11 protein-coding genes are annotated in these 17,845 nt (G+C 65.7%); 9 read left to right on the forward strand and 2 right to left on the reverse strand.

Annotation, left to right across the window (positions count from 1 at the left end):
* The first annotated feature begins 79 nt into the window (after nt 1-79).
* The 6 genes from ACYVAN_RS11755 to ACYVAN_RS11780 all read left to right on the forward strand — a co-directional run bounded on the left by ACYVAN_RS11755 (nt 80) and on the right by ACYVAN_RS11780 (nt 7,533).
* Nucleotides 80-1,312 (forward strand): sarcosine oxidase subunit beta family protein, encoded by a 1,233-nt coding sequence (locus ACYVAN_RS11755; protein WP_460958735.1) that lies wholly within the window; start codon nt 80-82, stop codon nt 1,310-1,312.
* 40 nt (nt 1,313-1,352) lie between these two features.
* On the forward strand, nt 1,353-1,631 hold the full coding sequence (locus ACYVAN_RS11760) for a sarcosine oxidase subunit delta (protein ID WP_460958737.1): 279 nt from the start codon (nt 1,353-1,355) through the stop codon (nt 1,629-1,631).
* Nucleotides 1,628-4,480 carry a sarcosine oxidase subunit alpha family protein gene (locus tag ACYVAN_RS11765; protein ID WP_460958739.1) on the forward strand — a complete coding sequence of 951 codons (2,853 nt, stop codon included), beginning with the start codon at nt 1,628-1,630 and terminating at the stop codon, nt 4,478-4,480. The genes ACYVAN_RS11760 and ACYVAN_RS11765 overlap by 4 nt, the downstream gene beginning before the upstream one ends.
* The gene (locus ACYVAN_RS11770; RefSeq protein ID WP_460958741.1) at nt 4,473-5,075 is read left to right on the forward strand and encodes a sarcosine oxidase subunit gamma; all 603 of its coding nucleotides are present in this window, start codon (nt 4,473-4,475) and stop codon (nt 5,073-5,075) included. The genes ACYVAN_RS11765 and ACYVAN_RS11770 overlap by 8 nt, the downstream gene beginning before the upstream one ends.
* Nucleotides 5,024-6,427, forward strand: coding sequence for an L-serine ammonia-lyase (locus ACYVAN_RS11775; protein WP_460958743.1), 1,404 nt, complete (start codon nt 5,024-5,026; stop codon nt 6,425-6,427). Before ACYVAN_RS11770 ends, ACYVAN_RS11775 begins: the two co-directional genes overlap by 52 nt.
* Nucleotides 6,428-6,861: 434 nt before the next feature.
* A complete protein-coding gene (locus ACYVAN_RS11780; RefSeq protein WP_460958745.1) occupies nt 6,862-7,533 on the forward strand; it encodes a GntR family transcriptional regulator in 672 nt (223 codons plus the stop codon).
* Between the two features lie 597 nt (nt 7,534-8,130).
* Here ACYVAN_RS11780 and ACYVAN_RS11785 read toward each other — a convergent pair.
* Nucleotides 8,131-9,600: an NAD-binding protein gene (locus tag ACYVAN_RS11785; RefSeq protein ID WP_460958747.1), complete on the reverse strand. Its 1,470-nt coding sequence runs from the start codon at nt 9,598-9,600 to the stop codon at nt 8,131-8,133.
* Nucleotides 9,601-10,215: 615 nt separating this feature from the next.
* Here ACYVAN_RS11785 and ACYVAN_RS11790 point away from each other — a divergent pair.
* Nucleotides 10,216-11,688 (forward strand): amino acid permease, encoded by a 1,473-nt coding sequence (locus ACYVAN_RS11790; protein WP_460958749.1) that lies wholly within the window; start codon nt 10,216-10,218, stop codon nt 11,686-11,688.
* A gap of 436 nt (nt 11,689-12,124) precedes the next feature.
* Nucleotides 12,125-15,253 carry an NAD-glutamate dehydrogenase domain-containing protein gene (locus ACYVAN_RS11795; protein ID WP_460958751.1) on the forward strand — a complete coding sequence of 1,043 codons (3,129 nt, stop codon included), beginning with the start codon at nt 12,125-12,127 and terminating at the stop codon, nt 15,251-15,253.
* Between the two features lie 270 nt (nt 15,254-15,523).
* On the opposite strand, the gene ACYVAN_RS11800 is transcribed toward ACYVAN_RS11795, so the two are convergent.
* A complete protein-coding gene (locus ACYVAN_RS11800; RefSeq protein WP_460958753.1) occupies nt 15,524-16,462 on the reverse strand; it encodes a LysR family transcriptional regulator in 939 nt (312 codons plus the stop codon).
* Nucleotides 16,463-16,637: 175 nt separating this feature from the next.
* Here ACYVAN_RS11800 and ACYVAN_RS11805 point away from each other — a divergent pair, with 175 nt between their 5' ends.
* Nucleotides 16,638-17,813, forward strand: coding sequence for an NAD(P)/FAD-dependent oxidoreductase (locus tag ACYVAN_RS11805; RefSeq protein WP_460958755.1), 1,176 nt, complete (start codon nt 16,638-16,640; stop codon nt 17,811-17,813).
* The last annotated feature ends 32 nt before the right edge of the window (nt 17,814-17,845 follow it).

Here is a 17,845-nt window from a genome sequence, read left to right on the forward strand (position 1 = left end):
CCAGCAAGAAACTGCGCACCCGCGTCGAGGCACTGGCCACCGCCAACCCCCTCTACCCCAACCTGAACGGAGGGCTTTGATGGCACCGCGTACTCCGGGCGCTGAGTTGCCGGAACACCCCGATTGGCTGTGGCGGTCGCCGGACCCGAAGCCGTCCTACGACGTGGTGATCGTGGGAGGTGGTGGGCATGGTCTGGCCACGGCGTACTACCTGGCGGTCAATCACGGCATCACCAATGTGGCGGTGTTGGAGCGTGGGTGGTTGGCGGGCGGGAACATGGCCCGAAACACGACGATCATCCGGTCGAACTACCTGTGGGATGAAAGCGCCGGCCTGTACGAGCACGCGCTGAAGCTCTGGGAAGGGCTGGAGGAAGCGCTCGACTACCCGCTGTTGTTCAGCCAGCGCGGCGTCCTGAATCTGGCGCACTCGTTGCAGGAAGTCCGCGACAGCGTTCGCCGCGTCAACGCCAACAAGCTCAACGGTATCGACGCCGAGTTCCTGGATTCGGGACAGGTCAAGGAGATCTGCCCGATCCTGAACACCTCGGAGGAGCTGCGGTACCCCGTTTTGGGGGCGACATGGCAGCCGCGGGCGGGCATCGCCAAGCACGACCACGTCGCCTGGGGTTTCGCCCGGGCTCTCGACCGGATGGGCGTCGACCTGATCCAGGGTTGCGAGGTGACCGGTTTCGAACGCGTCGGTGATCGGGTGGTCGGGGTCGAGACCAACCGGGGGCCGATCCGCGCAGGGAAGGTCGCCATGGCCGCCGCCGGCCACACGTCGGTACTGGCCGACACCCTCGGTCTACGGCTGCCTCTCCAGAGCCACCCGTTGCAGGCGTTGGTCTCGGAACTGTTGGAACCGGTGCACCCGACCGTGGTCATGTCCAATTCGGTGCACGTCTACGTGAGTCAGGCGCACAAGGGTGAACTGGTTCTCGGGGCCGGTATCGACGCCTACAACTCCTACGGTCAGCGCGGGGCGTTCCGCACCATCGAACGTGAAATGACCGCGGCAGTCGAGTTGTTCCCGATGTTCGCCCGAGCCCACGTTTTGCGGACCTGGGGCGGCGTCGTCGACGTGACACCTGACGCCTCGGCGATCATGGGACTGACCCCCTTCGACAACCTCTACATCAACTGCGGATGGGGAACCGGGGGATTCAAAGCCACCCCCGGTGTGGGCTGGTGCTACGCCCACACCATCGCCCACGACGAACCGCATCCGCTCAACGCGCCTTTCAGCCTCGAACGCTTCACGACCGGTGCCCTGGTCGATGAACACGGCGCTGCCGGCGTTGCCCACTGAACCCCTGAGATGTCCGAACGCATCGAGGAGAAGTTGCGACATGATGCTGATTCCGTGCCCGTGGTGTGGCCCGCGCGACGTTGACGAATTCCACTATGGAGGTCAGGCCGACGTTCGCTACCCGAAGGACCCGAACGCCACCTCCGACGAGGAGTGGGCCCAATTCCTGTTCTTCCGGGACAACCCGAAGGGTCTGTTCGTCGAGCGCTGGTCGCACGCGTCCGGCTGCCGACGGTGGTTCACCGTGCGGCGCGACACCGTCAGCAACCACATCGAGTCCGGCCAGCAGATCGGTGAGCCGCAGGAGGTGGCTTCATGACCAGTACGAGCAGAATGCCGACCGGTGGTCGCATCGATCGTGAACAGTCGGTTCGGTTCCGGTTCAACGGACACGATTTCGACGGATTCCGCGGCGACACCCTCGCATCCGCGTTGCTTGCGAACGGGACGCACCAAGTCGGCACGAGCATCAAGCTCGGCCGCCCGCGCGGCATCATGGCATCCGGCATCGAGGAGTCCAACGCCCTGGTGCAGGTGGAGGCTCCGTTCCCGGAACCGATGCTCACGGCGACCACGACCGAGCTGCGGGAGGGCCTCGAGGTCAGCAGCCTTCCAGGCCAGGGTCGACTGGCCACCGAGGACGATCCCGCGCGTTACGACACGATGCACGCGCACTGCGACGTACTCGTCATCGGTGCGGGGCCGGCAGGGCTGGCTGCGGCGTTGAGCGCAGCGGCCAGCGGTGCACGCGTCATCGTCGCCGACGCCGATACCGAGTTCGGTGGCAGCCTCTTGGGCAGCAGCGAATCTCTCAACCACACCCCGGCCGCCGAGTGGGTACAACGCGCGACCGCGAAGCTGGACTCCTACCCCGAGGTCAGCCTGCTGCCGCGCACGACCGTGTTCGGTTACTACGAGGACAACTACCTCGTGGCCGTGGAACACCGCGGTGACCAGGCGTCGCCCACCGTCTCACGGCAGCGGGTCTGGCGTATCCGGGCTCGCGAGGTCGTGCTGGCCACCGGCGCGCACGAGCGGCCGATGGTGTTCGCCGACAACGATCGGCCCGGCACGATGCTCGCGGGAGCGGCACGGACCTACCTCAACCGGTACGCCGTTCGGCCCGGCAACCGGGCTGTCGTTTTCACCGCCCACGACAGCGCCTATGCCGCGGCGTTCGATCTTGCTGACGCGGGAGTGGACATCGCCGCCATCGTCGATGTGCGGACGCCCGCACCGACGCACTGGGCTTCGCACTGCGCCGAGCGCGGCATCCGTTTGCATGTCGGGCACGCGGTGGTGGGCACCACGGGACAAGAGCGAGTGAGCGGGGCCCTCATCGCCGAACTCCAGCACGACGGCGAAGCGGTCGGGGAGCCGGAACAGGTGGCGTGTGACCTGCTGCTCGTTTCGGGCGGTTGGAACCCTGCCGTGCATTTGCACAGCCAGTCGCGCGGCGCTGTCGCCTTCGACGACGCGCTGGGCGCATTCGTGCCCACCACTGCCACGCAGGCGGTCCGCTCGGTCGGCGCGGCGACGGGTCTCTACACCACCGAACAATGCTTGTCCAGCGGCGCGTCCGCGGGTGCGGAGGCGGTTCGGAAGCTCGGCCTGAAACCCGTTGCTGCCCGCCTTCCTGCTGCCGAACGCACCCCCGTGCCAACAGGGCGGAGCCTGTGGCGGGTGCCGCACCCGGAAGGTACGAGCGCGGAGAGCAGTCAATTCGTCGATCTGGCACGGGATTCCTCGGTTGCCGACATACGCAAAGCCACTGCCGCAGGATTGTCCAATGTGGAGCACGTGAAGCGTTACACCACGATCGGCACCGCACACGATCAAGGTAAGACGTCGGGAACCCTGGCCAGCGGAGTCATCGCCACAATGCTGGGGTGTGAGGTCGCCGAACTGGGCACGACGACATTTCGGGCGCCTTACGCCCCCGTGACCTTCGCCGCGCTGGCCGGTCGCGACCGGGGAGCGCTCTACGATCCGGTCCGCGTGACAGCCATGCACGATTGGCACGTCGACGCAGGTGCACCGTTCGAGAACGTCGGCCAGTGGAAGCGGCCCTGGTACTACCCCCGGAGCGGCGAGGACATGGAATCCGCCGTGCTGCGCGAATGCCGCGCGGCACGAGAAGCAGTCGGGATCCAGGACGTCTCCACGCTCGGCAAGATCGACGTTCAAGGACCGGACGCGGCCGAGTTCCTCGACCTCGTCTACACCAACAAGATGAGCACGCTCAAAGTCGGCCGGATCCGCTACGGCGTGATGTGCACCGCCGACGGAATGGTCTTCGACGACGGCACGGTGATGCGCACCGACGAGCAGCGATACCTGGCCACGACCACCTCCGGCAATGCCGCGGGCGTGTTGGAGTGGCTGGAGGACTGGCTGCAAACCGAATGGCCACATCTTCGTGTCCACCTCACGTCGGTAACCGAGCAGTGGTCGACGATCGCTCTGGTCGGCCCCCGTTCCCGGGAGGTGTTGTCCCGGGTCGCCGCCGACATCGAGTTGGACAACGACAGTTTTCCGTTCATGTCGTGGCGCAGCGGTATGGTGGCTGGACGGCGGGCGCGAGTGTGCCGGATCAGCTTTTCCGGTGAGCTGGCTTTCGAGATCAACATTCCCTGGTGGCACGGGCGCGAGGTGTGGGAAGCGCTGGTCGACGCCGGTTCGCGGTTCGGCATCACCCCGTACGGGACCGAGACGATGCACGTTCTGCGCGCGGAAAAGGGCTTTCCGATCGTCGGCCAGGACACCGACGGCACGATCACCCCGCACGATCTAGGCATGAGCTGGGCGGTGTCGAAGAAGAAGGACGACTTCCTCGGCAAGCGCTCCTTCACCCGGGCCGACACCGCACGCGAAGACCGCAAGCACCTCGTCGGACTGTTGCCGGAGGACACGAACCTGGTACTGCCCGAAGGAGCACAACTCGTGGACACCGCGCACCTCGGTGAGCCCCCCGTGCCGATGCTCGGGCATGTCACGTCCAGCTACCGCAGCGCCGCGCTGGGCCGGGGATTCGCGCTGGCCGTGGTCAAGAACGGCCGCAACCGTCTAGGCGAGACGATCTACAGCCCCGTGGGCGACCGCATCGTCGCGGTCACCATCACCGAACCCGTCTTTTACGACAAGGAAGGAGCGCGCCGCGATGGCTGAGATGTACGCCGAATCCCCGCTCGCCGGTTACACCGAGGTGCTTGCCCGGCACTCGGTCCCGGGATGCATCGACCTCGCCGAAGTGCCGTTCCTCGCGCAGGTAAATGTGCGGGTGGATCCCAAGAGCTCTGCCGCGGAGCGAATCGGTACCGCGCTCGGGGCGACGCTGCCCAACCAACCCGGTGAGGTCGCGGTCGCCGCTGAACTGAGCGTGTTGTGGATGGGCCCGGACGAGTGGCTGATCGTGGGACCAGAGGGAAGCCAGGACAGCATCCAGGACAGGGTGAACGAGGCGCTGTCCGGAGAGCACGGGGCCGTGGTGGACGTCTCGGCGAACCGGACGGTCCTCAGCGTCTCGGGACCGAAGACCCGCGAGGTGCTGAATAAGGGGTGTGCGCTCGACCTGCACCCCCGCAGCTTCGAAGCGGGTCGGTGCGTGCAGACCATGCTGGCCCGCGCGGGCGTCATCCTGGTGTGCCGCGACGTGGCGCCGCCGACCTTTTGGTTGATCGTGCGCTCGTCGTACGCCCGCTACGTCGCCGAATGGCTCGTGGACGCCGTCGTCGAGTACGAGGTGGCAGGGGGCGTGCCGTGACGGTCAGCGTTTTCGATCTGTTCTCGGTGGGGATCGGACCATCGAGTTCGCACACCGTAGGCCCGATGCGGGCGGCGGTCATGTTCGTCGACCTCCTGCGGCGCGATGGCGTTTTGTCCGGGGTGCAGCGGGTGAATGCCGAATTGTTCGGGTCCCTCGGCGCGACCGGGCACGGGCACGGAAGTGACAAGGCGGTGCTCCTGGGCCTGGAGGGGCACCGCCCGGAGTTGGTGGATCCGGCCGAGGTGTCCGACCGGGTCACCGAGATCCGAGAAACCAACCGATTGGTCCTGGGCGGGGAGCGATCGATCGATTTCACCGTCGAAGAGGACCTGGTGATGTACCGGCGCGAGTCGTTGCCGGTACATCCCAACGGGATGCGTTTCACCGCTTACGACAGCGCAAACGGCGAACTGCTCGCGGCCGTCTACTACTCGGTTGGTGGCGGCTTCGTCGTGGATGACGATGCGGCGGGGAGCGATCGCGTCAAGCCGGACGAGACGGAGGTGGCTTACCCGTTCACCACCGGTGTCGCACTGCTGGAGCATGCGGCGTTCGCGGATGTGCCGATCAGCGGCATCATGTTGGCCAATGAACGCGCTTGGCGGGACGGCGAGGCGGTCCGTACCGAACTGCTGCGCATCTGGCAGGTCATGCGCGAATGCGTGGACAACGGTAGTGCCAACACGGGCTCGTTGCCTGGCGGGTTGCAGGTGCGCCGCCGCGCAGCCGAGCTTCGGGCCAAGCTTTCCGAGACCGACGAACCGATGGAATGGGTCACCCTCTACGCGCTCGCGGTCAACGAGGAGAACGCTGCCGGTGGCAGAGTAGTGACGGCGCCGACCAACGGGGCGGCGGGCATCGTCCCCGCCGTGCTGCACTACTACTGGAACTTCGTGCCCGGTGCGGACTCCGACGGGATCGTGCGGTTCCTGCTGACAGCCGGTGCGGTCGGAGTGCTGTTCAAGGAGAACGCCTCGATCTCCGGCGCCGAGGTGGGATGTCAGGGCGAGGTCGGCTCGGCCTGCGCCATGGCTGCGGCGGGGCTCACCGAAGTGCTCGGTGGCGACCCGCATCAGGTCGAGAACGCCGCCGAGATCGCCACCGAGCACAATCTCGGGCTCACCTGCGATCCCATCGGTGGTCTGGTGCAGATCCCGTGCATCGAACGCAACGCGGTGGCCGCGGTCAAGGCGATCACCGCGGCACGGATGGCGCTGCGCGGCGACGGTAAGCACTTCGTGTCTCTGGACAAGGTCATCACCACGATGCGCGAGACCGGTAAGGACATGAAGGACAAGTACAAGGAAACCGCCCGAGGTGGCCTCGCCGTCAACGTCATCGAATGCTGACGGTGTGCACGCGCGACCGCGAAATGGGAGATCGGTGACCGATTTTGGCGGCGTCGTCGGTGTGGCGGCAGTGCGTGGGGATCGAGGACTTGCAAACCGCGGTCGTTGATGAGTAGCTCTTTCTGGCGGGGCTTCCGCAGGGCATGGACGAGCAGGATCGGGCCGTAGGGCGGGGCGACGTTTCCGGCGGGGGAGAGGTGGCCGTCGCCGTTGGGGCGTGTCGACGTTGTCCACGGCGAACCGCATCCTGCGGGCGACCAGGTCCTGGTCAGGGGTGGTGGGGCTAGATCGAGCACGTCGGTTTCTGTGATCTCGAGGGTCACGTGACCCCAGGCGAGTCGCAGTGGTGGCGCTTCCTGGCTTTGTGAAACCTTAAACCTTATATGCGACAATGACCTCTTCCGTGCACGGCAACTGAAAGGAGGCGGGTATCGATGACTGAGGCCGTCTCTGATGGGCAGCTCAGCGTGAGCAGTTTGCGTCAGCAGGCCTACCGGCGAATCCGGACTTCCCTGGTTACTGGCCGCATCAGCCCTGGTCAGATCTATTCAGCCCAGGTTATGGCCGCTGAGCTGGGTGTTTCGGTCACGCCCGTGCGCGAAGCGATGCTCGAGCTGGTCAACGAGGGCATGCTCACTCCGGTTCGCAATCGCGGCTATCGGGTCGTGGAGCTCACCGAGCAGGACATGGACGAGGTCTACGAACTCCGGGAGATGTTGGAGATATCGGCGTTGGCAAAGCTCGCCGCCGACCCTCCGACCGCGGACCATGAGTACTTCAGCGAACGCGTGGGCGACATGCAACGCAGCGCGGATGCCGGGGACGCACACTCCTTCCTGGAGCTTGACCGCGCGTTTCACCTCGGGCTCATCGAACGGGCCGGCAACCGCCGGTTGCTCCACACCGTCGGACAGCTTCGTGATCAGACCCGCCTGTTCGGTACGGAAGGTCTCGCGCATGGCGGGGGCCTGCGCCACTCGGCCGATCAGCACCGCGACCTACTCGAGGCAGTGATGAGCGGAGACGTGCCGCGCACCGAGGCGCTGATGCGTGAACACATCGTCTACACCCGTCGGGTACTAGGAGCCGACCACCCGGAGGCCTGAGTAGGCAGGTTTCCTGCGGAATGCCGGCAGGTAGTGCCCCGGCGAGTCGATCGCCCAATACGTCCGGTCACGGTTGACCGGGTTTCCTCCGCGTCGTGAGAGCGCAGCGATCGTGCAGAACCCAGGTAGTCCCATCTTCCCAACTCGCCGAAGGGCTGCCTGCGTGTTCTTCAGAACGAAGGCTCCGTTGCTCAGTGCCAGGTTCGACGGTGTCGTGGGCAAGGCCGCGCCGTGCTGCCACCGTGCGATTCCGCTCCTCCGCACATCAATGCTGCTTCCCGCTGCCGACCTGGTGCTAGCACAGACTCGTGCGGGGATTCCTGACCACTCGGGTTCCAGGCGTCTCGAAAATGCCTGACCTTTTGCGCAGCCTGGGCTGCCCGTCGCTTCCCCCGCCGGAGGATGAGGTCGTGTAGGGGCTAGTTGTAGCCGCGCACTATGTGGGTTTCGTCTGTTTCGTAGAGCTCGAGGTCCTGTGCTGGTGGGATCGGTCCGTCCTGAATCGAAATGACGTTCTCGGGACCCGGTAAAATGCTCAGGTGCTGCGGTGAGTTCGATGACGGTTGTTCATTCGTGGGTGTTTGCTGTGCCATCTGGTCACGTCCTTTCTCGAGGCGCTGCGGAGTGCGCCTCGGGCGGGTGATCGTCGGAGGTGTCCACGACGTCGGTGGACAGCGGGTCAGCCTGTTGGTGCTCCTGCCCGGAGCCGAGCGTGCTCGGAGTGCGCACGGACCACTGCGCCAGATCAACTATGACGTCATAGGGGAACAGGGCGCAGGTGCGGTGCTCAGCGGTGAACACGCTCAGGGGCTCAATGCCGAGCAGTCGTGCTGCGATGAACGGACCTGCAATGCGGGTGAGGTCGCAGACCGCACCGATGCGGAACAGCGAGCGGGACTCGGCGGTGACCTCGTCGCCACCCGCCCGCAGAACGATTCGCTGTTGGGGCGCGACGGCTCGGGCGGCGACGGCGACGGCGATGTTTTCCAAGCCGTCCGACGAGACGGCTGCCAGCGCTCGTGCCTTCGACAGGGACAAGCGCTGCAGCAGGAACCGGTCTCCGCCGCGTCCGAGCACGACCGGGATGCCCAACTCGCGTGCGAGCGCCAAGCATGGGGCATTGCGGTCGCGCTCGACGGCGACGACCGAGATTCCCAAGGCTTGCAATTCGCAGCACAGCCGCAAGCCCACTTGCCCGAGTCCGACCACGACAACGTGATCGCGACGAGGTACCGCTCGAGTACCGATGATGCCGGTGAGCCTGCGGGAGGTGATCCGATCGACCAAGCCCGCGGTGAACATCGCCGCGAACGCGAGCACGGCGAGCATGGAGATCGCGGACACGAGCTTGTACCAGGTGGGGGCGTGTTCGGCAGCCGGGGCCGAACCCACTGTGGTCAGCGTGCGCGCAGCGTGCCACACCGCGTCCGGCCATCGCTCGTGCAGGACGAACCGGCCCAGCACACTGTCCAGGGCGGTGATGAGTAGCAGCCCGACGAACCCGGTGAGTAGCGCCTGCGATGAGTTCTCCACGGGACGCAACTGACCGAACACCATGGTCCACAGGGCCTTCCAGGGCGCCGACTGCTGTGGCTGCCGACGCACTCGGACACCGTCGTCGGTGTGTTGCACTGCCACCAGCTCGTGACCCGCACGGTGCAGGCTGGCCAAGTCCGGCGAGACGCAGCTGCCGAGCAGCGCAGGAACGATGGCGTTGGTCATGCTCAACACGGTGCAATTAGGCACGGAATTTTCGAGTTGGTCGGCCACCGTCCGGTCGAAGATGGTGACGACCAACCGGACCCCGGGGGCGAGATGTTCGACGAGCAAGGCGTAGCGCAAAGCCACGATGTCGTCACGGGACACCACCGCCACGCCGTCCGCAGAATCCCGCAGCCGCTGGCGTAGTGCTTCGTCCTCCGGCCGATGAAGGCGTTCGACGACGTTTCCCCACTGTTCGGCGTGTTCTGCGACCGCCAGACCGAGGTCTTCGTCATCTCCGATGACGAGCAAGTCGCGTCTCGTCGGCGGGGCGATCGAGCGATCAGCCGGGTTCTCATTGCTCACGATCGCCACCTCGATGGGTGGACAGCAGTGAGCGGGTCAGCATCACCAGGTTCGCCTGGCGTTCCGCGAGCCTGCGGCAGCTTGAGCGAGATCTCCGCGACGAGCCCCTGTGTCACCGCCATAACCTCGTGGCGTTCGGTGCCCGCAATGAACTGCCCCGCGACGGATCGTCCAACCCGACTGCGGGTGACCCCACGTTCCAGTCCGGGACTCATCGCCGCACGCAGCAGCGTCGTTCGCAACATCTCAGGTCTCCTCAGGCCTCATCCGTGGCGCCACCGCGGTGATCACTCAACACAGGCCTCTTGGTCAGGTGTAAGAGGTGAGGTATTACACCCTGAAGTAGAGAGACGACTCAGTCAAGACGAAGCACCGGCCGCTGACTCGAGTCTTGACCGACTGCTTTGTCGGGTCTGAGCGACTGCTTTGTTCAGAACAACGATCAAAGCCAGCGCATTTCGTTCGATACGACAACCTTCTCGGCAAATGGGGGACGTACGTTTCCGTGCTGTGCGGTAGCTCACGCGAGTCCGGACGTCCTGCGCACCGCGAAACGCCCACGAGACGCGGCCCGGCAGCCGCGTCCCAACCAGAAATGATTCCCAGGAGAAGTCCTTGACATTGACGAAGCCACCGGAACTGAGGGGTGGACGCGGAGTATTCCGCCGCAAGCCCATCGAGGACATCGCGGAAGGAGAGGGTGGTGGCCTGCAGCGGTCCCTCGGACTGTGGCAGCTCACTGCGATCGGCCTCGGCGGCATCATCGGCGCAGGGGTCTTCTCCCTCGCAGGCGTTGTGGCCAACGAGAAGGCCGGCCCCGCAGTGCTGCTCTCGTTTCTGATCGCGGGTATCGCCAGCGCGGCGGCCGCGTTCTCGTACGCGGAGTTCGCCGGGATGATTCCCAAGGCGGGGTCGGCCTACACCTACGGCTACGTGGTGTTCGGCGAGGTCGTCGGCTGGCTGATCGGCTGGGACCTGTTGCTGGAGTACACGGCGATCGTCGGGGTGGTCGCCATCAGCATCTCCGGCTACTTCAACGACCTGCTCGGGTTCCTCCACATCGACCTTCCCCTGTGGATGGTGGGCGCTCCGGGAACCGAGCCGGCCGGCGTCCCCGCGGGCAGCTACAAGGTCAACCTGTTCGCGGTGGCACTCTGCCTGTTCATGGCTTTCATGCTCAATCAGGGCATGAAGAGCGCCGCGCGCTTCGGGACGATGCTGGTCTACCTCAAGATCGCCATCGTGCTGCTTGTCGTCGTCGTCGGGGCGTTTCACATTGAGGCCGGCAACTACGATCCGTTCTTTCCGTTCGGGGTCAGCGGCGTCGTCGCCGGTGCCGGAACGGTGTTTTTCGCGGTCTTCGGCTACGACGCCATGAGCACTGCGGCCGAGGAGTCCACCGACTCCCAGAAGCACATGCCGAAGGCGATCATCTACTCCCTGGCCATCGCGATGGTGCTCTACATCCTCGTGTGCCTGGTGCTGACCGGTATGATCCCGTACTCGGAGATCGACAAGGAGAGCGCGTTCTCCACGGCCTTCGCCGATGTCGGTCTCCCGCTGGTCGGTGCCGTGCTCGCGGTCGGCGCGATCCTCGGTGTGCTCACGGTGTTGTTCACCTTCATGTTGGGGGTCACCCGCGTCGGGTTCGCCATGAGCCGCGATGGGCTACTGCCCCGGTGGTTCTCGAAGACCCACCCGGTGCACAAGGTCCCCTCCCGGTTCACGTGGCTTATCGGCATCGCGGCGGCAGGTTTCGCGGGCTTCCTGCCGATCAATGAGGCGGCCGAGCTGACCAACATCGGGATTCTGCTGGCCTTTGTGGTCGTGTGTATCGCGGTGATCGTGCTGCGCTACCGCAAGCCGAACCTGGCACGCGGGTTCAAGTGCCCGGGTATGCCCTTCGTCCCGGCCATTGGCGTGGTGTTCTCGGTGACGCTCATCGCGAGCCTGAGTCCCAGCACGTGGCTGCGCTTCGGCGTGTGGTTCCTGATCGGTCTGGTCATCTACGCCGCCTACGGATACCGCAACTCGCGCATGAACATCTCCGCATCGGATGCCGACAGCAGCTCCGAGCGGACCCGATGACCACGAAAGCCCCGTGAGGTAGGACGAAGGCGCGGGTCTCATGGCCGGCGAGTCACTCGGGGCGAGCTGGACTGCAGCACTGCTGTGCTCCACTCGCCCCGAGTGTCGTCCCGTACTGGACTTGCGACAAAGCGTTCAACTGCAGCGCGATCTCACGGTGGATCGCACGCACCGCTCAACAACGCATTGCGGTCATCGGTCACCCTGATGGCCTGAGCTGCCTGTTCACGCCAGGCATGCGTCTGTCGTTTGTGGACGAGTCCTGCTCTGGACGATTTCTGTTGCGGGCGCCTCGCTCGACGTGCGCTGCCCGTGGTCCGGCAACGACCGAGCAAGGACTCGAACCTGGGTTATTCGGTGTAACATATTACACCTAAGGTTAGGTACCCGTGGACGGGCGGGTTCGACAGCACTAGCCTGAGTCCAGGAGGCGGCTATGGACGCGGACAAGCTCGGCTCATCAGCCAGGAACGCGGCCTCTGAAGGGTTCGTCGGTGGGTCGGCTCGCATGGAGTGGAGTGCCGGCGAGAGCGAGGTGCGCTGCGTGGTGGGCTGGCCGCGAACGCGTCCGCCGCTGGCCGACGTGCTCCCGTTGTTCGAAGACCTCGGCCTGGGGCTCGTCGACCACCGGCCGGAAGGTGAGTCCGACGAATTTACCTTCCGCCACGAGCTGACCGGGGTCGATGACGAGCTCAAGGGCCTGCTGGGCGAGGCGTTCCTGGCAGCCTGGGAGCGGCACTGCGACCGCGACACTTTCGCCCGGCTGACCCCGGCGGCGCGGCTGCGCGCGCGTCAGGTGCAGCTCGTGCGGACTGCCTTTCGGTATCTCCGGCAGGCAGGTCTGCCGATGAGCCACGCCTATGCCAGCGAAATCTTGGTCCGCAACGCCACATTCCTCCGCCGGTGGGTGGAGTTCTTCGAAGCCAGGTTCGACCCAGACGGCTCCGGCGCGGTTCCCGACGATCTGGACGCGCTGATCGAAGCGGCCTCGACGCGCGACGAGGACCGCCTGCTGCGGTGGCTCGCAGCGTTCGGCCGCGCCGCGACGCGCACCAACTACTTCCGGCGCGACGAGGAGGGCCGCGCGAGCGACACCATCGTCGTCAAGCTCGACCCGGCCGCCCTGCCCTTCCTGCCCGTCCCGCGCCCCGCCGTGGAGACCTTCGTCCACCACCCTGACGTCGAGGGCCTGCACCTGCGCTTCGGGCGCACCGCGCGCGGCGGCGTGCGCTGGTCCGATCGCATGGAGGACTACCGGGGCGAGGTGTTGGCGCTGGTCAAGGCGCAGCAGGACGCTCTCATCGTGCCCGCCGGCGCGAAAGGAGCCTTCATCACCCGTTCACCGGTCAAAGGAGCCCCGGCGGCCTCGGCCGAGGAGGTGCGCCGCTGCTACCGGATCTTCGTGCGCGGGCTGCTCGACATCACTGACAACATCCTCGCGGGCGCGGTCCACCGCCCACCGCGAGTGGTGGCCACAGACGGGGACGACCCGTACCTCGTGGTCGCTGCCGACAAGGGAACCGCCGCGTTCTCGGATGTGGCCAACGGAGTGGCCCGCGAAGCGGGTTTCTGGCTGGACGATGCTTTCGCCTCCGGCGGTTCGAGCGGCTACGACCACAAACAACTTGGCGTCACCGCACGTGGTGCGTGGGTCTGCGTTCGACGGCATCTGGCCGAACTCGGCGTGAAGGTCGACACCGAAGAGATCACGGCCGTGGGCATCGGGGACATGTCGGGAGATGTGTTCGGGAACGGGATGCTGCTGTCGCCCAAACTCCGCCTGATCGCCGCGTTCGACCACCGCCACATCTTCGTCGATCCGGATCCCGACGCGGAACGTTCCTACGCCGAGCGGCAGCGCCTGGCCGCCATGGCCCGATCGTCTTGGGCCGACTACGACTCGTCGGTGCTGTCCACCGGTGGCGGTGTGTTCTCCCGGTCGGCGCCGCTGGTGCCGATCACGCCCGAGGTGGCGCGCCGCCTGGACGTCGACGCCGCCGAGCTCACTCCCGACGAGCTGGTGCAGGCGATCCTGCGCGCTCCGGTCGATCTGCTGTGGAACGGCGGCGTCGGTACCTACGTGAAGGCCTCCGGACAGCAGCACGCCGACGTCGGCGACCGTGCGCACGATCGCGTCCGCATCGACGCGTCCGAGCTGCGCTGCCGGGTGATCGGTGAAGGCGGGAACCTGGGCCTCACCCAGCCCGCCCGCATCGAATACGCACGCCGCGGCGGGAAGATCAATGCTGATTTCATCGACAACGCCGCCGGGGTCAACATCTCCGACCGGGAGGTGAACCTGAAGGTTCTGCTGCGGCAGGCGATGGAACGCGGTGAATTGAGTCGCGCCGAAAGGGACCGGCTGCTCGCCGACTGCTCGCCCGAAGTCGTGGGCAACGTCCTCGAAGACAACCGCAGGCAGACCTTGGCCATCAGCCTCGCCGAAGGGGTCGGCTCAACGCTGCTGGACCGGCACGAACGGGTCATGCTCGAGCACCTGTTGGACCGGGCGCAGGAACAGTTACCGGGCGCCGCGGAGATCACCGCCCGTCGCGAACGGGGCGAGGGGATGTGCCGACCGGAGATCGCGGTGCTGCTCTCGCACTCCAAGAACATCATGCAAGCGGAACTGATGGCTTCCGACGAGACAGCCGACCCGGTTTTCCTACCGGTGCTTCGTGGCTACTTCCCGGAACTGGTGCGCCACCGGTTCGCCAACGAGATCGCAACCCATCCGCTGGCCGCCGACATCGTCGCCACCCGCGTAGCCAACGACCTCATCGACCGCATGGGGCCTGGATTCATCTCCCGGCTCGAGGACCGGACGGGGGCGAGCATCACCGAAGCCCTCCGCGCTTACCTGGTCGTGCGGGACGTGCTCCACCTCGACGAACTTTGGGATCAGCTGGACAGCGCGGACCCGACAGTGCCGTTCGAAACGGTGCTGAGCGCACGGCAGCTCCTCGAAGGAGTCCTCGAGCACAACGCGTGCTGGCTGCTACGGCGTCGTGAGAATCGGCTGTCCGTGGGCGAGGAGGTCAGCCGGTTCAGCCCGGGTGTCCAGGCCCTGCTGAGATGGCTCGCAGCCGAGCCCGGCCGGTTCGGGCGGGCGCCGGCCGAACGCGGCCTTCCCGAAACGCTCGCTCGTCGCGTCGCCGCAATCGGACTGCTCGTCCCGGCCCTCGATCTCACCGCTGCCGCAGAGCGCCTGAGCTGCGAAGTGACCACACTGGCCGAGCAGTACTTCCTGGTGGGCGAGCACCTCGAACTCGACTGGATCGCCGAGGGGACCACGATCCAATCTTCCGACACCCACCGGGCGCAGATGGCCCGTGCGGCTCTGCGTGATGAATTGTGCGCACAACAGCGTTTGCTCGCGGTGCAAGCCCTGGAGCAGGGCGGCCTCGACCAGTGGGCCGCCGCCCACCGGCGCGCGATCGAGCGCGCGCGTGTCACACATGCCGACCTGGCTACCGCGGACCGCTATGACATCGCCGTGCTCGCGGTCGCCGTTCAGGCCCTGCGCGATCTCATGCACGCCACGGCCGATTCCGACTGCGGTTGAGGTACATGAGGTTGATGAGTGGCGAGCCTGGGCGGTTGAGAGGGGCGGGTCTGTTGGTAGCGGCATGTGAAGTGCGAAGACATGTGCCACCCCGGTGTGTCTCACGCTAACGCGCCGCTGGCTCCCACCTCCCACCGGCAGACCGCGATCGACCAGCCGAACGGCTGCGGGGCCGCCGATCGCCCACGTAGCCGCCGAGTCCCGCGTCGCCCGGCAAACGTGTGACGTCCAAGCCGGATCACCACCCGATACCGGGACTCAAACCACCCGTCATTGCGCTTGTTCGACGTTATCGAAGCTGCTTTGGCTCCGGGCCTCGTGGACGACTTCGGCGAAAACGTCGGTGATGGCGGTGATGGCAGCGGGTTGTGTGGGATGAGTGCGGCGTACGAGGACTATGTGGCGTTCAATGCGTTCGCTCAGCTCGATCTTGTGTAGACAGTCAGGGCGGAGCAGGTCTGCCATGAGGTCGGTAATGGGTGCGACTCCAAGACCCTGGGCGGCGATTTCCAGCGATGTTCGGGTGTCGGTGACCTCGTGTGCCACTTGCGGTTCGAAGCCGGACAGTCGGCAGGCCGCGTAGAGCGCTCGGGCGTACTGCGTGTCTGCGGGTGGCAGGATCCAGTTCCAGTCTTTCGCGATGTCGAGGGGCACCGTCTCCGGCGTGTACAGATTTCCGGTTACTGCCAAACCAAACCGTTCGGTTTGCAGGCTGACGAATTCGGTCCTGGGTTCTCTGGGGATAGGGGCGTGTGAGTAGTCGAGACCGAGGGCGACATCGACCTCACCGTCCCGCACGGCAGCCGAAATGTCATCCAAGCTGAACTCTCTGCTTGTGATGGTCATAGTCGGGAACCGGCTTGAGGCCTGGGCGATGGCGGGCACGAGCAGTACTGAAGCGGTGGTCGCGAACGTGCCGACGCGAAGTGGCCCTGCTACGTCCTGATTGCCGGCTTCGAGGGCGCCTCGTGCGTCGGCCTCTGCCCGCAGGATCTGTTCGGCGTGTTCGGCCAAGATCACGCCGCTGCGAGTGAGTTGGGCCTTCCGTCCGAGCTTGCTGGTCAACGCGGTCCCGGTTGCTTTCTCCAGGTTGGCGAGCTGCTGCGAGATCGCCCCTGCGGTGTAGCCCAGCGAGTCGGCAGCGGCAGCCATGGTGCCGCGCCGGGAGAGCTCGCGCAGAGCTCGGAGCTGACCCATCGTCATATCCATATAGAGATGCTAAACGAATTGGTCGAATTTCCATCGCTAGTGCTGGCGGATATTGCGCCGTAGCTTCGACGCAACCACCGCCTAGGTGGCCTGGATCACGTACAGCGCACTGGCCGGAGAACCACGTGTCACGACGGTTGGTTCTGCCGTGCGACCCGATGTTGAAGGGTGGCCCATGCGAACTGAAATGAGTGAGGGCAAGCTTCCGTACCATGCGGAGGCCGTCGTGATCGGAGGCGGTGTCGTCGGCGCCAGTATCGCTTACCACCTCGCCGAAGCCGGGGTCACCGACGTCGTGGTGGTCGAGCGCGACCGGGTCGCTTCGGGGTCTTCCGGAAAGCCCATCGGCGGCCTGCGGGCCCAGTTCTCCGACCCGCTCAACATTGCGCTGGGAGCGCGCAGCCTCGAGACCTACGCTCGGTTCGAGTCATCGATGGGTACAGACATCTCGATGGAGCGTGTCGGGTACCTGTTCCTGTTGCGTGAGCAGGAGGACCTGGCTCGGTTCGAGCGCAACGTGGCGATTCAAAACGACCTGGGCGTGGCCAGCCGGATGATCTCGGCTGCCGAAGCGCAGCGCCTGTGTCCCTACGTGACGACTGAGAACGTTCTCGGTGCCGCGTTCTCTCCGGACGATGGACATGCTCGCCCGCCCGCAGCCGCGCACGGTTTCCTTCGCGCGGCCCAGATTCGCGGAGTGCGGGTCTGCGACCAAACGTCGGTGCTCGACATTGAAACCGACGGTTCGCGGAACATCCGGGAAGTGCGGACCAGCAAAGGAAAGGTGCGGACCTCGACGGTCATTGTCGCAGCCGGGGCCTGGTCGAAATCTGTGGGCGCTATGGTCGGTATCGACCTGCCGGTCGAGCCGCTGCGCAGGCAGCTGGCGTTGACCTCGCCATTGGCACCGACGCCACCCCGCGTCCCGTTCACCATCGACTTCTCCACCTCACTGTATTTTCATAACTCCGACGATGGACTCCTGCTCGGCATGTCCGATCCGGCGGAGGAATACGGGTTCAACACCCAGTACTCCGAGGAATGGCTCCCGGCGTTTCACGACGCAGCTCGTACCTGTGTTCCCGAACTGGCTGATCTGCCGATCGAACGGGGCTGGGCAGGTCTGTACGAGATGACCCCGGACTGTAACGCGCTGATCGGGCAGTCCGACGCGGTAGGTCGTGTGTTGTATGCGGCAGGTTTTTCCGGGCATGGATTTCTCCAAGCCCCTGCGGCCGGCGAAGTGATCCGCGATCTATACCTGGGCGTGTCCCCCTTCGTGGATGTGGCGCCACTGACGGCGGAGCGGTTCGACGGAAGTCCGGTCCAGCGCGAGCTCAACGTGGTCTGAGCGAACGCCCGCATGACTCCAGCCTCATCGCG

It is taken from the genome of Parasphingorhabdus pacifica, from assembly GCF_054779195.1.